Consider the following 16196-nt stretch of genomic DNA (forward strand, 5'->3'; position numbering starts at 1 on the left):
TTGTCCATAGGTTGAACCAACACGTTATCCCATTGCCCACACTGATTCGACAGTTTTTGCCACTAACGCTCAGTTTACTTGTCTTGGTGACTCCGCTGTTAGCCCAGAAAAAAGGAAGTCACAGCAGCGCCAGACCCATTCCACCCCGCCCGGCAGTTGGCCTGGCCCGGCTGCATTTCTGCGGGGAAATGGTTCCGACCCAACAAAGCACCGTGTCGGCTAAATTGGCCGTAGCATTGGCGGGTAGTTCGGGTTATGCCCGACACGTGGGCGCGCTGAAGGCACGGTCGGCCCCGTTTTTTTCGGTTATCGAACCGATTCTGGCCCGTCACAACGTGCCGAACGATTTCAAATACCTGCCGCTGATCGAAAGCGCCTGGCAGGCCAATGCGGTATCATCAGCAGGCGCAGTTGGCTACTGGCAATTCATGGACGAAACGGCCAAACTCATGGGTCTGTCTATCGATCCGGCCAACGATGAGCGGACCGACCTGCGTAAGTCGACCGAAGCCGCCTGTCGCTATCTGAAGGATCTACACCGCCAACTGGGTTCCTGGACACTGGCGGCAGCGGCTTACAATGGTGGCCTGGGCATGGTACAGCGTAAGATATCGAAGACCGGTCACCGCGACTATTATTCGATGGTCATGAACCCCGAAACCGGGTATTACCTCTACCGGATTCTGGCCATGAAAGAACTGTTCACTAACCCGGCTTACGGCGTTGGGTCGATCGGGCTGTTGCTGGCGTCGACGGGACGCGAATACGAAGCAGAGCGCGAACAGGCCCGGCGCATGGGCTGGCTGCAGGATCAGGAACCCGAGTTGGTCGGCGTACCAATCGAAGCAAGTTCAGACAGGCTGGCACCTGCCCGTAGCGAAGCCACCAGGATGGACAGCGTGCTCAACGAACTCCTGAAAAGTCACCCAAACACGCCCGCCGTTTTTGCCGGTGATGTAGCCGCCAAGCTGCTGCAAGCAGGTCAGCCCAAAATCGGTCAATCGTGGCGTTTCGCCCTGACCGAGCCGCTCCTAGCCGGTGAAGATGAGCTTCGGCCCGGCGACGTTCTTTACGCCGTTGTCGACGATATTGACAGTCGCGGCACCCTGTTTTTCCGGGCGACGAAAGCCGTTTCCGTCGAAACGAAATCGATTATTCCACTCACCCTGATCGCCATCGACCCAGCAACGGGCCTGGCCGGTGTCCCCCGCCCCAAAACCGTAAAACCCGGCTGGCTCGTGCAGTGGAAGCTGTAATTGATCACCAGCCATCTGGCTCCGTGACGGGTACAGGACCGTATGTCGCGCGGCAGTCACCCGTCGGTACAATTTGACTGCTCAGAAAGCCGTACACAGCAGAACCATTCGCTTCATTTCCCTGGTTTCGGTACCGACGGCGTGTTACTGATGTAACGGCGAAGTAGCCGCGTGCTACGTCTGTTGGGTCGGCACCGTTAGTCAAGTTTCCCGTGATTGGTGCCGGTAAGGGATCAAACGTACTCCCCGAGCGGACGCTTTGTTGCTGGTACAATTTCCAGAACTGATAGTTATCCTGTGTAATTCCGTACTGCATTACTTCAATCAGTTGCGGCCCAACAGCGTAGATAGGCACTTGCAACACCGTTCGGTTCGAAATACGATTACCATTGATAGCTTCGTCGCTATACACGTTTACGTCTGTACTCACGACAGTTGTCCAACAGCGATCGAAGCAAACGAAAGGGCAGCCAGTGCAACAAGGCATGCCTGTTGAACGACGGGTGGTGATCCCGTAAGCTGTCCAGCGATAATAATTTTTCTGCTCTTTCGGATCACGACTGTATACAGCATAGGCAAAGCGAAAAGGTGTAGCGAAATTTTCTACCCGAATCAGCTTGCTGGCAATGCTATCGATAGGTGGTACGTCTGGCATCTGCTCTGCTTTCGTCGCATACCGCTTGCCATCACCCAGTACAACCATCAGTCGGTAGGCCCGCCCGATCTGACCTCTGAAGGAAGTGTCGACAGTTTGGTAGATACCGGCGCTGGTCTCCCGAAAGGTCGTTTGCCGATTCAGATCATTGGTTAATACTAACGTTGCTCCCGTTACGAACCTGTCACCACTCCCCCCGCCGGGTTGATATTGACCTGTATATGTTAACCGGACAGTGTAGGGTGGTGGCTCATTGGTAATTTGCCCCTCTACAACCAATTGATTTTCCTGCGATCGGATGGGCAACTCAATGCGATCGATGCATGCTGCCGCCAGCGCAATCAGGAAGAAAGCCATTGTAAGTTGCCGCAACCACATCTTAGAAATAAGCATTGTAAGCGATAGATGGAATAAGTGTGCCGAAGACCGACAGCCTGTATGCATCAACTCGCTGGCTGGTACGCGTAAAGTAAATGGAATACGGGTTTTTGCGAGCGTACACGTTGTAGATACCAAGCGTCCAGATGCCGTATCGGCGTTGGTTCTTGGAAAATCGGGTATCCTTCGAGAAAGCGATATCGAGCCGATGATAATCTGGAATGCGATCGGCATTCCGCTGTGAGTAATCCAGCGTCGTTTCGCCGTTGTAATTAAACCGGCCGTCAGGGTAAGTTGCTGGTACACCCGTGTAATAAACGAAGTTGGCGGAGAATATCCAGTTATGGCTTAAGCTGAGCCGGCTCTGTACGTTGAGCGTGTGCGGCCTGTCAATATAAGCCGGATAATAACGCCCTCCATTGATTCGGAGCGCGTCGAATGGTGTCTGTACGGCAATCAGCGAACGTGCGTATGTGTATGTAATTTGTCCCGTCAAACGACCTGTTCGCTTCGTTAGGCTAGTCTCGACGCCGTACGCTTTACCAGTCGCCTGTATAAGGGCTGTCTCAAGATGGGGATTTAACACCAGATTAGCCCCATACCGGTAATCGATCTGATGCTGTAGGCGTTTATAATATGCTTCCAAGCTAATCTCTACGGCATTATTGCGCCCGTTTTGAAAAAATCCTATAGCCACCTGATCGGCAATTTGCGGGGGTGTAAACGGATCGCTGAGCTTCCAGAAATCCAGTGGTGTTATGGCCGTGGTATTGGAAATCAGACTGATATACTGGCGATTTCGCGCTATACTTACCTTGATGGCCGTGTTAGTCGCTACCCGCAAGCGCAGATTAAATCGGGGTTCAAGACCGCCGTACTGCTGTACAACCTGGCGTGGTCCGTACCGCACCGAGTCAACGACGGTTTCGGGCGAGCGGGGGACGTCTTCGGCATACTGATAGACCGTAGCGGCACCGACGTATGCGAAAGTGGAATATCGTAGTCCGGCCTGTACCGTGACTGCGGGACTGGGTGTCCAATCAGTACTGATATATACGCCGAACTCCCGGCCGTTCTCGGGGGTAACAGCGAATGAATTTATACTCGACCCATCGCTGGCGGGTTGAATAGAACCTGTTTGAACACGGTATACGATACCATTGGTACCCGCCTGCACCCGTAGCTTTTCGTTTGGCGTATACACCAGATCGACTTTACCTTCCCGCTGCGCAATCGACGACTGAAAGTTGAAATCCAGCCGGGGGGTTACTCCATTGACGTTCAATCGATAACCGCTATACAAACCTGTCACTGACAGTTGCACGGACGGAGCAATCAAATAACTCCAGCGTCCGGTTACGACGGTAGATTTCCAGCCGTAGAGCGTATCGCCCGGGAATCGAAATGAATCGCCACTCTGGTAAAGCGATACACCAATGGTATGGCGCACAGTGGGCGTGTATGTTAGCTTAAGGTTTGCGTCGTAAAACGAAGCCCGACTGTTTCTGACGCTTGGCGTAGGAAACAATTGAAGTAAATAGTTTGGAAAGGCAACACGCCCGCCCGCTATCAACGTCAATTTTTTCGCAACTGGCCCGTCCGCCACCACGCGCAGACTAACGGGACTGATTCCACCCGAAACCCGCCAGCCATCAGCATTTCCGTTGCGGGTGCTCATCGTCAGCAGTGACGAAACACGACCACCATACTGAGCCGAAAAAGCGCCTTTGCTTAAGCTTACATCCTGCATCAGATCAGGATTTACGTTGGTGAAGAAACCCAGCAGATGCGCTGTATTGAGCAAGGGGGCTCCGTCTAACAGTACCAGGTTTTGATCAGCTCGTCCACCCCGCACGTTAAACCCACCCGCTCCTTCCCCAGCGGTCGTTACGCCAGCCTGAAGCGTTAGCGCTTTCAGAATATCCGGTTCGCCCAGGACAACAGGCATACGCTTCAACGCTGGCATGCTTAGTTGAACCTGTCCCATCTCCACAGCGCGGATGTTATTATCCGGTCGACTAGCCCGCACATCAACTTCGTCAAGCGTTGTTGAGCGCATTTTTAGGTATACGTCGATTCGTTTATCTGCATCGAGCGTAACAACGACACGATCGCGTATGTAGCCTACGGCCGAGACGTATATAGTAAAAACATTTGGTGCCAACCAGAGCGTAGCAACACCAAGACTATCGGCTTTACCACCGGATCGGGTTTCGCTGATAAACAGACTGGCTCCGTCGATCGGTTTCTTCGATTTATCATCCCGTACAGTCACGACAAGCTGATGCTGCGCCCACAGTGCCGACGTACAGTAAAGCAACAGGAAGCCAGTGAGAAAAAGCCGGACGTTTATAATCTTAGCCACGCCATAATCGGTCATGTGTGGATCGATAAGCCCGTATCCGTCTGTCTTTACTCATTGGCCAGGCACTCATAGCCAGCCTGAATCATGTCTTATTGTTTTTACTCCTTCCCCAACCCCTTCTTGTAGGCATCCAGTGCGCGCTGACGGGTTTCGCTGGCGTCGACCATGGGCTTGGGGTACTTGTCGGGGTCGTCGACTTCGGGTACCCACCGTTTGATGTACTCGCCTTTGGGGTCGAATTTCTTCGTTTGCGACTCCGGGCTGAATACGCGGAAGTAAGGTGACGCATCCGTACCCGACCCAGCCGCCCACTGCCAGCCGCCGTTATTGGCCGACAGATCGTAGTCGCGGAGCTTTTTGCCAAAGTACGCTTCGCCCCACCGCCAGTCGATAAGCAGGTTTTTGCAGAGAAAGCTGGCCGTAATCATCCGAACCCGGTTGTGCATCCAGCCGATGGTGTTCAGTTGCCGCATCCCCGCGTCGACGATCGGAAAACCGGTCTCGCCCTTGCACCACTTCTCGAACTCGGCCTCGTTGTTGCGCCACTTGATGTTGTCGTATTCGCGCCGGAACGAGTGCTTCTCGACATGCGGAAAGTGGTCGAGTACCTGGAAGTAGAAGTCGCGCCAGCACAGTTCGTTCAGAAACGTCTTGTCCTTCGCTTCGTGAGCCTGCCGGGCCAGTTCGCGGATGCTGATCGTACCAAACCGCAGGTGCATGCTGAGCTGACTCGTACCGTCTTCATCGGCGGGAAAATCGCGTGTCTTTCCGTAGTGATCGAGTACCTTATCAGACACCGTGCGGGCGGGTATGTTGTCTGTAACCGATTCAAAGCCCATCGATTTCAGCGAAGGCACTGGCAGCGGCTTTGTCTGGTAGTAGTTCTTTTTGTACTTCTCCGTCGGGTACGACTTCAGGTAGAACTCATTGAGCTTGGCGTGCCACGTTTTGCTGTACGGTGTGAAGACCGTATACGGCGCTTTTTTGGCTTTGCTCAGAACCTCGTCGTGGTCGAAAATAGTCTGGTCTTTATAGCTGTGAAAGCCGATCCCGGTCTTATCGAGCAGCGCGCCAATAGCCTTATCCCGGTCTTTGGCGTATGTCTCGTAGTCATAGTTGGTATAGACCGCTTCGACGTCATACTTCTTGACAATTGCCTTCCAGACGTCCTCCGGCTTACCGTATTCGACGTAAATCGCGGAGCCCAGTTTAGCTAGTTCGTCGTGCAATCGCTCGACTTCCTGCACCAGAAACGTTACACGACGGTCATGCTTATCGTCGAGCGCGTCGAGAATGACTTTGTCGAAGATGAAAACGGGGAGTACCGGTTTGCCGCTGCGCAATGCGTGGTACAGAGCCGCGTTGTCGTGCAGCCGCAGGTCGCGCCGGAGCCAGACCAGCGATAAGGGTTCAGCCATGTGTGGGTATTCGGTTTAAAGTTTTCGGTAGTCTGGTCGGACTGACGTACGGTAGCAAACCAGCTGTTTGAGGAAATGGTTACATACGAAGAAGCCGCTGACGACTATACGTCAGCGGCTTCTTCGTAATACATTCAACGTAGACTTGTTTACTCGGGCCGGAAACGGAGTCGAACCGTGTGTACTTCACCCGCATCGCTCCCGTAACCAGCCAGTTTTTTACCGGTTAGCTGCTGCGTCAGGCTATTGTTGATTTGTTCGTTGTGGCTGAACACCGCCAGTTGGCATAGTTCGTTGTCGGAGTTGACCTTGAATTGAATCACGACGACGCCGGGCTGCTCTGCTTTTTTCAGTGCGTCGGGCGTCGATATATAGCTTGCCAGCTGTTTTTCCAGACTGGCTTTTGGCGCTTTTACTTTACGGCTCTTAGCGGGGTTTGCGTAGCCCTGCGTCGCCAGGAAGCCTACCAGCGCAACGAGAAAGAGTGACTTTTTCATTGACTTCATTCGATTAAGGTGAATACTAGATCGTCCTGTCTCGTCGTCTCGAAACCGCGCCGACTTACATTACCTCAATATTACTTCAATATTATCTAAATGTTAACAATACGATCATATTAATTTTTTACTGGACTAAATACCCCAGAAACACAAACGACTAATACATTTTAAACACTTCACTTACAGAATATTAAGCCAAAGATCATAAATATAAACATGCCAAAACTAATATTACCTAAATGTTAACAAATAGAAAACCGGACCCCTATACGTGTGCGATGATGATATCGACACGTATAGGGGTCCGGTTTGGGAACCGTGTAAAACGAACTACGGATTGAGCCGCAGCAGTTGAATAGCCGATGGGTGATCGGCATCGTGGTACAACCGAATCGTTGCTTTCTTATAATCGTCGTCGTTGGCCGAACCAATGTTGATGAACTGTTGCGGATTACGGTCGACCAGCGGGAACCATGAACTTTGTATCTGTACCATCAGTCGATGGCCTTTACGAAACGTATGCAGCACATCAGGCAGTTGAACCTTAACTACTGTCGGCTGATTCGGCACAAACGCTTCAGGCTTCTCGAACGACGACCGAAACCGCCCACGGATAACGTCTGCCCGGACCAGCCGCTGATAACCGGCTAACTGAACGCCCTTCAACGGACTACCTGCCTTGTTATAGTCTGGACTAGCCGTACTGTCGGGCAATACGTCAATCACTTTTACGATAAAATCGGCATCGGTGCCCGACGTGGCGACAAACAGCGTCGCGTCGATCGGGCCGGCGCTTGTCAAGTCTTCGGTCAGGGGTTCGGTTTCGAAGACCAGCACATCAGGTCGGCGGGCAGCAAAGCGCTGGTCTTCGATCATGTACTGGTTGTTACGCCGGGCAAACACGCCGTCGGTGTACGGAACCGGTTTGGCGGGATCGCTCACATACGAATCATACGCATCCGGACCGGTGGGTTTTGTTGTACTGAGCTGCTGATTGGCCGTCAGGTAAAACGTACCAGGCTGCGCAGCTGCGGGTGGCCACTGCGTAAACGACTGCCAGCGGTTGCTTCCCGTATCGAACACACGGGCTTCCGGCTGATCGAACGTCCCCTTATTTTTTAGGTGATAGGCGAAGAAACGGGTTTCGATACTGTCGCGGTAGTATTTGGCGGTATTCTGCCCAAACGCTAGTGGACCGAACTGACTCCAGTTGGCCCGTGCCCAGGCACCGTGCGTCCACGGCCCCATCACGAGTTTGTTCTGGCTTTTCGACTGCTGTTCAATGCTTTTGTAGGTTGCCAGCGCGCCAAAGAGATCTTCGGCATCGAACCAGCCCCCAACGACCAGCGTAGCCGGCGTCAGGTTTTTTAGGTGCGGGCGAATATTGCGGCTTTGCCAGTACGCGTCATACGTGTCGTGCTGAATGTACTCGTTCCAGATCTTACTTTTCTGATTGTAGTACGTCGGTCCGTTAGCGTTTTTCAGCGCACCCATCTTTAAAAAAAACGAATACGCGTCTTTCATCGGTGCTTTGAACAGCGGATCGTAGTCTTCCACAGGCCCGGTACGGGGGCCATCGAAATAATTGATAAACCCAAAATTGTCGAGCAGGAAGAATGCCCCCTTGTGCCGGGCGTCATCGCCAATAAACTCATCGGTGACGGGGGCCTGTGGCGATACGGCTTTCAGAGCCGGGTGCGCACCGGGCAGCGCTGCCGACGCGTAGAAACCGGGATACGAAATCCCCATCAACCCGACACGACCGTTGTTGTTCGGCACATTCTTGAGCAGCCAGTCGATGGTATCATACGTGTCGGTGCTCTCGTCGGTTCCGGTGGGTGTAACCGATTTGGCTTTGCCTTTTTTAGCGGTCGGCGCGGGCGTGGTACTGCGGTTGAGCGCGGGCGTCATTTCCTCGAACTGCCCTTCGCTCTTGTACCGGCCTCGTACATCCTGATACACGAAGATGTATTTCTCCTGCGACAGTTCGGTCGACATACCCGGTCCAGACTTTGGGTAATTAGTTTCGCCGTAGGGAGCCGCCGAATACGGTGTCCGCTCCATGAGTATCGGGTACCGGTTGGTCGGCGATGCATCGGTCGGTACGTAGATCGTCGTGTACAGCTTTACGCCATCGCGCATGCCGATTTGCCGATCGAGTTTACGATAGTTCTGCCGGACAAACAGTGAGTCAGTACCCGGTGTCTGCGCATAGCAGAAGGATGTGAGAAGGAGAAGAAGGTATACAGTTTTCAGTATACGGCTTACGGTGTTCCGTTGTACGCTAGTTCGTTGGCGCATCTTGTCAGCGTTTGTGAATAATGCTGCAAACTACGCATTATACCCCCACCTCCGAGTTGTCGGAGCGCCCGTTGGGGAGGGGACATTTAAGGACTAGAAGGCAAAGAGTCTATGGCCCTTTCCACCCCTAAATCCCCTGAAGGGAACTTTTTTCGAGCATGAGCAAAGTCCCCTTCAGGGCAGGGCTGTTAAGTTCTGGGTAGCCCCACCCCCCAGCCCCCTAAAGGGCAGGGCTGTTAAGTTCTGTTCCGCCCTACCCCCCAGCCCCCTAAAGGGGGAGCATTCCACAAATGAAGTTCACCCCCTTTAGGCCGGGCCGACGTTTCGGGGCTGGGGGGTAGATGGACCGAAGGTAATTTGGCTACCGTCAGCGTCAATTTAAGAACTTAACAGCCCTGCCCTAAAGGGGGAGCCGTTCATCCGCAAAATGCTCCCCCTTTAGGGGGCTGGGGGGTGGTTTAGCCGAAGGAAATTTGGCCAATACCAGCATTAAATCAAGAACTTAACAGCCCTGCCCTTCAGGGGATTTAGGGGTAAAAGAGCCTACTCAAATACCACATAACATGTTCGCCCTAACGGGCGCTTTAATCCGTCAGAACGCTGAAACCCGTACGACAGACCGCCGAAAACCGTATACCGAAAACCGTACTACAGCTTCGCCCCCCGAAGCCGCAAACTGTTGCTGACAACGGATACGGAACTCAGGGCCATGGCTGCGCTGGCAATCATGGGACTAAGCAGAAAACCGAAGGCCGGGTAAAGCACACCGGCGGCAATGGGAATACCGATCAGGTTGTAGATGAACGCCCAGAACAGGTTTTGACGAATGGTACGAACGGTTTTACGCGCCAGCGTCAGCGCCTTCGGTACGCTGGTCAGGTCCGTCGAGATAAGTGTCATCCGGGCTACGTCGAGGGCGATATCGGCACCACGGCCCATTGCCATGCTCACGTCGGCCTGCGCCAGTGCAGGCGCATCGTTTATCCCGTCGCCAACCATTGCCACCGTATGTCCCTGCCGTTGCAACTGCTGGATGAAACTGGCTTTCTCGGCGGGTAATACACCGGCCTGCACCTGCTGAATACCGACCTGTTCAGCAACGGCAGCCGCTGTACGGACATTGTCGCCGGTCAGCATATACGTTGTGGCCCCCTGTTGTTGCAACTGCTCGATCGCCTGCCGGGCTGACGACCGAACGGGGTCGGCAATCGCAAATACGGCCAGTACGGGTTGATGGGCACTGGCGAAAAAGACGACCGTTTTGGCCTGACTTTCCCACATATCAACCAACTTATCCACATTAGCCGGAACACGCGCCCCATTTTCGGTCAGCAGCCGGCGGTTGCCAATAAGGTAGGTATCACCCTGATACTGCCCGGTCACCCCCTGCCCAGTCACGCTCTCGAACCCGTCCAGTTCGAGTTGCGCAACACCTGACTTAGTCAGATGGGCAACGACTGCGTCGGCTAGCGGGTGCTCTGACTGCGACTCAAGCGCCAGCAGTATCGATTCCAGCAGGGCCGTATTCGCCGTACCGATCAGCCACTTGCTATCCGTAACGGTTGGTTTGCCTTCGGTAATCGTACCCGTTTTATCGAGCACAACCGCGTCGACTTTATTTCCTAACTCCAGGCTTTCGGCGTCTTTGATCAGGATGTTCGACTCAGCGCCTTTGCCGATACCGACCATGATTGCCGTGGGCGTTGCCAGACCAAGGGCACAGGGACAGGCAATAACGAGTACCGTCACGGCGGTCAGCAGGCCTGTCGTCAGTGCGGTGTCAGGTGGCCCGAACAACAGCCAGCCAAGAAACGTCAGCAGAGCGACGCCGAGCACGACCGGCACGAAGACACCCGCCACCCGGTCGACCAGTTGCTGCACAGGTGCTTTACTACCCTGCGCGTCCTGCACCGAACGAATGATACGCGCCAGCACGGTATCGGCACCGACCTTACGGGCTTCGAACCGAAAAGCACCCTTCTGGTTGATGGTACCACCAAAGACCGCGTCCCCCGTCGCTTTGCTGACAGGTACCGGTTCACCACTAATCAGGCTTTCGTCGACATACGAACTGCCCGACACGACGGTTCCGTCGACCGCAATCCGTTCACCAGGACGAACCACCAGTATATGACCGATTTGCACCTCGGCCAGCGGGATCTCCCGCTCGACATCCCCCGCAACGACCCGTACCGTCTGCGGCTGCATACCGATCAATTTCTTGATGGCCGAGCCCGTGTTCGACTTGGCCCGCTCCTCCAGTAGTTTTCCCAGCGAGATAAAGGCGATGATGACGGCGGCCGCTTCGAAATACACGTGCGGCATCTGCCCCCGATCGAGCCAGAACTGCGGATAGAGCGTATTAAACGTGCTGAATAGGAAAGCGATACCCGTACTAAGTGATACCAGCGTGTCCATGTTGGCCATGCCATGCCGGACCTGCCGCCAGGCATTCACGAAGTAGCTACGACCCAGCCAGAACACCACCGGAGCCGTCAGTACGAGCATGATATAGTTGGCGAAAGGCCAGTTCATCCCGAACATACCCAGTACCAGCACTGGCATCGAAAGCACCACCGACCAGATCGTTCGCTGTTTCAGTTCGGCATATTGTTGTTGCCGGGCCTCCTCCTGTACGGCATTGGGGTCTTCGGCATCGATAACCAGATCGTAGCCCACTGACTGCACAGCTTTCTGCAACGATTCGGGCGTGGCAATTTGGGGATCATACTGCACCCAGGCCGTCTGATTGGCGTAGTTGACACCGGCATCCTGAACACCTGCGGTATGTTTCAGCATCGACTCAACGCTGACGGCGCAGGCGGCACAGCTCATGTCCAGCACCGGATATGTTTTTCGAATCCCGGAAGCGGGTTTTCGTTCGATCGTATTCATAGTAGCGAGAGCAGCGTTGATGTAGCCTTGCCGGGCGACGCTGCTACTATTTCTATAAGAACACGAAAGCGGTTGGTCTCTGTTTCCGGGCCAGTGTACATAATTGGGGGCAAGCTTTATACGTATCCAGAACAGCACCTCATGTGGAAGCAGGCAAACAGCATCCTGCTGTTTGAGACATACGCCTAAACGCAGCAGCCCCGAAACCGGGATGGTCTCGGGGCTGCTTATTGTGTTGATGACTAGAGACCTAAACGGTTTTGGAAACCGTTTAGGTCTGGGTTGAGCGTGTACTAATACCGCTCGTTACCCTCGTTTTCTTCTTCGGCCAGTTCGGTGATCTGATCGTCGAGTTCGTCGTCCGACAGTTCTTCGTCGTCCAGCATATCCTCTGGTAATTCGTCGCCGTCCATACCGTTCGACACTTCGTCGGTTGCGTGCTGCGCCGTTATGGTGTCAGTATAGAGCAGCGTGTCCGACGCTTCTTCGCTACCGGGGTTCATGTTGTCGGGCTCGTTGTTGACACCCAATCCAGCGTAGGCAACGCCGTCGTCTTCCTGTTCGTTTTGATGATTGGTTTGCATGACGGTTCACGTTTGTATGCTTACCTAACCACCGGTTCAGCAAAGAGTTTTCGACTATTTCCAGATTGTCGACTAATCAACGAGGAGGCTATTTTATTGACGACATCAAGGTATTTACCTTCACAATAAGCAATTATCCCCGCATATCGATCAAAAAATATAATATTTGCGGGAATATTCAACTTTATGCTACACCGAATTCTTGAAAATGATTTCGTTCAACGGCTAACTCATTTTCCGGCCGTTGGTCTGTTGGGGCCCAGACAAGCCGGCAAAACGACGCTTGTTCATGCCATACAGAATCAGTTGTCTCGACCCACCGTTTATTTTGATCTGGAGCGAAGTAGTGATCTTGCCCGTTTTCAACAGGACCGCACTTTCTTTCTGGAACAGTTTACCGAAGAAACCGTGATTCTCGATGAGATTCATCGCCTACCCGAACTCTTCCCTGATCTGCGCGGACTTATCGATCGAAACCGTCAGCCAGGCCGGTTTATTCTGCTGGGTTCAGCTTCACCTACCCTGCTCCGCAACACGTCGGAGTCATTAGCAGGCCGTATCTCATACCTGGAACTAACCCCTTTTCAACTACGTGAATTACCCAGCCCAGATTATCAGCAACACTGGCTACGAGGAGGTTTCCCTACCAGCTGGCTGGCCCCATCAACTGACCTATCGGCCATCTGGCGCGAAGACTTCATTCGGAATTATATTGAGCGCGATCTGCCACAACTTGGGCTAACGGCCAATCCAATTCAACTCCTGCGCCTGTTTACCATGCTGGCCAATCAGCAGGGGGGCCTACTCAATCAAACCGCGCTTGGGAACGCCTTACAACTCCGGACACCGCTTGTCGGTCAATACCTAAACTTTCTGGAGCAGGCTTTTTTGGTGCGTCGATTAACACCCTACGCGACAAACGTAGGAAAGCGACTAACTAAAAGTCCGAAGCTGTACATTCGCGATAGTGGCTTAGTGCACCAGTTGCTACGACTGTATGACATCAACGTTCTTTTTGGCCATCCAGTAGTGGGCGCTTCGTGGGAAGGTTACGTTATTGAACAGTTGATTCCTATGCTACAATTCGATCAGCTGCCTTTCTTCTATCGTACTGCTGATGGTGCTGAACTTGATTTGGTGATCGAAAGTCAGGGGCAGATCAAGCTAGCGGTCGAAATCAAACTGTCAGACGCACCGACGCTGTCTAAGGGCACCACGACTGCGTTACAAGATGTGGGAAATCCCCCACTTTTGGTTGTCACCCCGTCAGCCGACACCTACCGACTTCGCGAGCATGTGTGGGTATGTTCGGTGTCGTCACTACCTGACATGCTTCAGCGCTTACTGGATGGCTAACGATTACTATTTCCAGATCACAATTTTCTCCACCTGCGCCGTTTTGCCGGGGGCTGTCAGCCGCAGCAAATACGTACCTTCCGCCAGACTACCCAGATCGAGAGTCTGTTCCGTATTCACTTTTACAGCCTGCCCCGCTAGCACCGTTTGCCCCGACAGCGACAGCATGTCCACCTGCCCGTCGTGGGGGGCGCGAACGATCAGGTACCGATCGATGGGGTTTGGAAATGCCCAGGGGCCTGTCGTTTCCGTCGGTAAACCCGTAACAAGCTTTTTCTGCGACACGTTTTTCAGGTAACGAAGCCCGCCCGCACCGGTGCCCAGCATCAGATCAGGCAAGCCGTCGCCGTCCAGATCGGCCATCGAAGCCGCCAGTTTCGAACCGGGTAATCCCAGCGCCGGCAAACTGTCGAGCAGCGTCAGTGAACCGGTTAGTTGATCCGGGAACTGATAGAGCTTGACGCGTCCGTCGCCGGATGCCATGACAAATTCGTTTTGCTGATCGCCGTTCAGATCAGCCAGCACCAGCGAGTAAGCCCCACTGTATGTGTAGGTTGTGGGCAGGTTTCCAAAGTTCTGATTCTGCAATTGAAACACCGGGTTCGTCGCCGTGCCGGTATTGCGGAAGTAGTGAATCAGGCCGTTGTTTTTACCCAGCAGCACGTCGGCCTTTCCGTCGCGGTCGAGGTCAGTCACGGTCAGGCGTTCGCCCAGTTGCATCAGGTCGGGGTTGGGCCAGCGAACGGCCGTGGTCAGGGTATACTGTACCGGTGCGCCCTTGGCGGCTGCATTCAGAAACAGGCGAATCTCCAGACTACTCGTCCCCGTTCCTGTCACGATCAGGTCCGTGCTCCCGTTTCCGTCGACATCGGCAAAGGTCGGCATGGTATTCGTCAGGGTCAGCGACTGCGCCATACCCAGATAGTCGGTCGTTACCAATGAAAAAGCTGGATTTTGCAGGGTCCCTTTGTTCTCGAACTGCCAAACTCCTGACCGATACCCTTTGCCGGTCTGTACACCAGCATAACCCACCAGTAGATCCATGTCGCCATCGCCGTCCAGATCGGCCAGGGCGGGCACTGCATTTTCGCCCAGATCGAGCATATCACTTTGCAGAAAATCCTTCTGTTTGAGCTGAAAATCAGGCTTGGCGTTCGTACCGACATTCCTGTAAAACCAGCCCGACGCCCGAAAATCGTACGCATCATTCTCGTTCACGTCGGTAAACGTCGACGCCAATAAGTCGCGGACACCATCGCCGTCGGCATCTTCCAGATACACGCCCGCGAAGGCCGGAAAAAGCACCGGGTTCTTCGCCGGAAAGAGCGTATCGAAGCGGGTAAATCGGGCCGAACTGTCATTAGTCGCGACGTTGACAAGCCGGGCCACACCAGGACAACTCACCGATCCGAACAACAGATCTTTCTTCCCGTCGCCATCGGTATCCAGCACCGCCAGCGTATTGCCGCTGTGCATCGGGCGAGCAGCCCCCGTCTTCGGCCACAGTGGAACCGACTGCCCGGTCGTGCCATCGCAATTGATGTTGAAGACAAAATCGTTGCAGAACTCCTTCAGGAAATGACCCCAGTAAAAGCAGTCAGGCCGTTTGAAGTCGAGCCCGTCTTTCTTACCCGTCCGTTCAACGCTCATGTTCTGCTGATAGGCAATCAGGTTACCCGTCGGGTCGAAGGTCAGTATGTCGATGTCACCATCATCGTCGTAGTCCAGAATGGCAGGCGAATCGGCGGGCGATACATACAAAATCTGGCGACCGGCGAATCCCTGCGTCATCAGCGGATCGACTGCTACGGAGAACGCTACCTTGCCGCCCTGTGAATCGTTATGATAGACGCGAACGTTGCCATTAATCAGTGAGAACAAGTCTTTCTTTCCATCGCCGTCATAATCGACCGCGACTACCCAGCCCGACAAGGGCGGGAGCATGGTTTCGTAGGTGGGGGCGTACTGCCAGGCGATACCCGTACCTGTCGGGTTGTCGATAGCGACGAAGGTGCTGACTTTTCGGCTCGTCCGGTCATAAACCAGCAGGTCGTCGCGGGCATCGTCGTTCAGGCGCAGCGTCGCAAACTGCATGGCGTTGAGCCCACCCGCCCAGGGATTGAGCAGCGCCCGCCCATCGACGCTGACCGTCGGTTGCTGACTGTACTGAAAACCAAAGGGTGCCGACGACGATTGACCATAAGTCAGCCACGGAATCAGCGTTAACCAGAGCGTACACAGCTTTTTCATCTACTTTTGAGTTTCCTTTGCAATACGTTCGGGTACCGATAGCCAAAACGCCCCGTTTACCAGGCAGCGGCCAACCGTCTCGTCCACTAAAGGGCAAGGCTGTTAAGATCCTGGCCCGTTTACCCCCCGCCCCCTAAAGGGGGAGTATTCTGCGGATGAACTTCTCTCCCTTTAGGGGGCGGGGGGTAATAACATATCGGAAAGAAAACGAAGAAGAATCCCGTTTACGTCTACCTGA

The 16196-nt window shown here is 53.9% G+C and carries 10 protein-coding genes; 2 read left to right on the forward strand and 8 right to left on the reverse strand.

The features are described from left to right. Positions 1 to 32 precede the first annotated feature (32 nt). Positions 33 to 1256 (forward strand): lytic transglycosylase domain-containing protein, encoded by a 1224-nt coding sequence (locus CLV58_RS06370; RefSeq protein WP_245882236.1) that lies wholly within the window; start codon positions 33 to 35, stop codon positions 1254 to 1256. A gap of 4 nt (positions 1257 to 1260) precedes the next feature. Here the strand turns inward: CLV58_RS06370 and CLV58_RS06375 are convergent, their stop codons facing one another. The 7 genes from CLV58_RS06375 to CLV58_RS06405 all read right to left on the reverse strand — a co-directional run bounded on the left by CLV58_RS06375 (position 1261) and on the right by CLV58_RS06405 (position 12352). Then, entirely contained in the window at positions 1261 to 2304 is a 1044-nt protein-coding gene (locus CLV58_RS06375) for a DUF4249 domain-containing protein (RefSeq protein WP_245882237.1), read from the reverse strand. Continuing rightward, on the reverse strand, positions 2291 to 4654 hold the full coding sequence (locus CLV58_RS06380; protein WP_245882238.1) for a TonB-dependent receptor: 2364 nt from the start codon (positions 4652 to 4654) through the stop codon (positions 2291 to 2293). Before CLV58_RS06380 ends, CLV58_RS06375 begins: the two co-directional genes overlap by 14 nt. Positions 4655 to 4752: 98 nt before the next feature. Next, positions 4753 to 6072 (reverse strand): cryptochrome/photolyase family protein, encoded by a 1320-nt coding sequence (locus tag CLV58_RS06385; RefSeq protein ID WP_106136948.1) that lies wholly within the window; start codon positions 6070 to 6072, stop codon positions 4753 to 4755. Positions 6073 to 6221: 149 nt separating this feature from the next. Continuing rightward, positions 6222 to 6569 (reverse strand): hypothetical protein, encoded by a 348-nt coding sequence (locus tag CLV58_RS06390; protein WP_106136949.1) that lies wholly within the window; start codon positions 6567 to 6569, stop codon positions 6222 to 6224. A gap of 333 nt (positions 6570 to 6902) precedes the next feature. Beyond that, complete coding sequence (locus CLV58_RS06395; protein ID WP_106136950.1) at positions 6903 to 8873, reverse strand: CocE/NonD family hydrolase; 1971 nt, start codon at positions 8871 to 8873, stop codon at positions 6903 to 6905. A gap of 648 nt (positions 8874 to 9521) precedes the next feature. Then, positions 9522 to 11768, reverse strand: a complete 2247-nt coding sequence (locus tag CLV58_RS06400; protein WP_245882239.1) for a heavy metal translocating P-type ATPase — start codon at positions 11766 to 11768, stop codon at positions 9522 to 9524. Positions 11769 to 12061: 293 nt separating this feature from the next. After that, positions 12062 to 12352 carry a hypothetical protein gene (locus tag CLV58_RS06405; protein ID WP_211300822.1) on the reverse strand — a complete coding sequence of 97 codons (291 nt, stop codon included), beginning with the start codon at positions 12350 to 12352 and terminating at the stop codon, positions 12062 to 12064. A 186-nt stretch (positions 12353 to 12538) separates the two neighbouring features. Between CLV58_RS06405 and CLV58_RS06410 the strand changes: the two genes are divergently transcribed. After that, on the forward strand, positions 12539 to 13708 hold the full coding sequence (locus CLV58_RS06410; protein ID WP_106136951.1) for an ATP-binding protein: 1170 nt from the start codon (positions 12539 to 12541) through the stop codon (positions 13706 to 13708). Positions 13709 to 13714: 6 nt separating this feature from the next. Here the strand turns inward: CLV58_RS06410 and CLV58_RS06415 are convergent, their stop codons facing one another. After that, on the reverse strand, positions 13715 to 15958 hold the full coding sequence (locus CLV58_RS06415) for an FG-GAP-like repeat-containing protein (RefSeq protein ID WP_106136952.1): 2244 nt from the start codon (positions 15956 to 15958) through the stop codon (positions 13715 to 13717). Positions 15959 to 16196 lie beyond the last annotated feature (238 nt).

The organism is Spirosoma oryzae (assembly GCF_003002825.1).
Taxonomy (GTDB): domain Bacteria; phylum Bacteroidota; class Bacteroidia; order Cytophagales; family Spirosomataceae; genus Spirosoma; species Spirosoma oryzae.

Coding starts and splice junctions, on each gene's coding strand:
- CLV58_RS06375 (WP_245882237.1), bottom strand. CDS start 2,304: ATGCTTATTTCTAAGATGTGGTTGCGGCAACTTACAATGGCTTTCTTC.
- CLV58_RS06385 (WP_106136948.1), bottom strand. CDS start 6,072: ATGGCTGAACCCTTATCGCTGGTCTGGCTCCGGCGCGACCTGCGGCTG.
- CLV58_RS06390 (WP_106136949.1), bottom strand. CDS start 6,569: ATGAAAAAGTCACTCTTTCTCGTTGCGCTGGTAGGCTTCCTGGCGACG.
- CLV58_RS06395 (WP_106136950.1), bottom strand. CDS start 8,873: ATGCGCCAACGAACTAGCGTACAACGGAACACCGTAAGCCGTATACTG.
- CLV58_RS06400 (WP_245882239.1), bottom strand. CDS start 11,768: ATGAATACGATCGAACGAAAACCCGCTTCCGGGATTCGAAAAACATAT.
- CLV58_RS06405 (WP_211300822.1), bottom strand. CDS start 12,352: ATGCAAACCAATCATCAAAACGAACAGGAAGACGACGGCGTTGCCTAC.
- CLV58_RS06410 (WP_106136951.1), top strand. CDS start 12,539: ATGCTACACCGAATTCTTGAAAATGATTTCGTTCAACGGCTAACTCAT.
- CLV58_RS06415 (WP_106136952.1), bottom strand. CDS start 15,958: ATGAAAAAGCTGTGTACGCTCTGGTTAACGCTGATTCCGTGGCTGACT.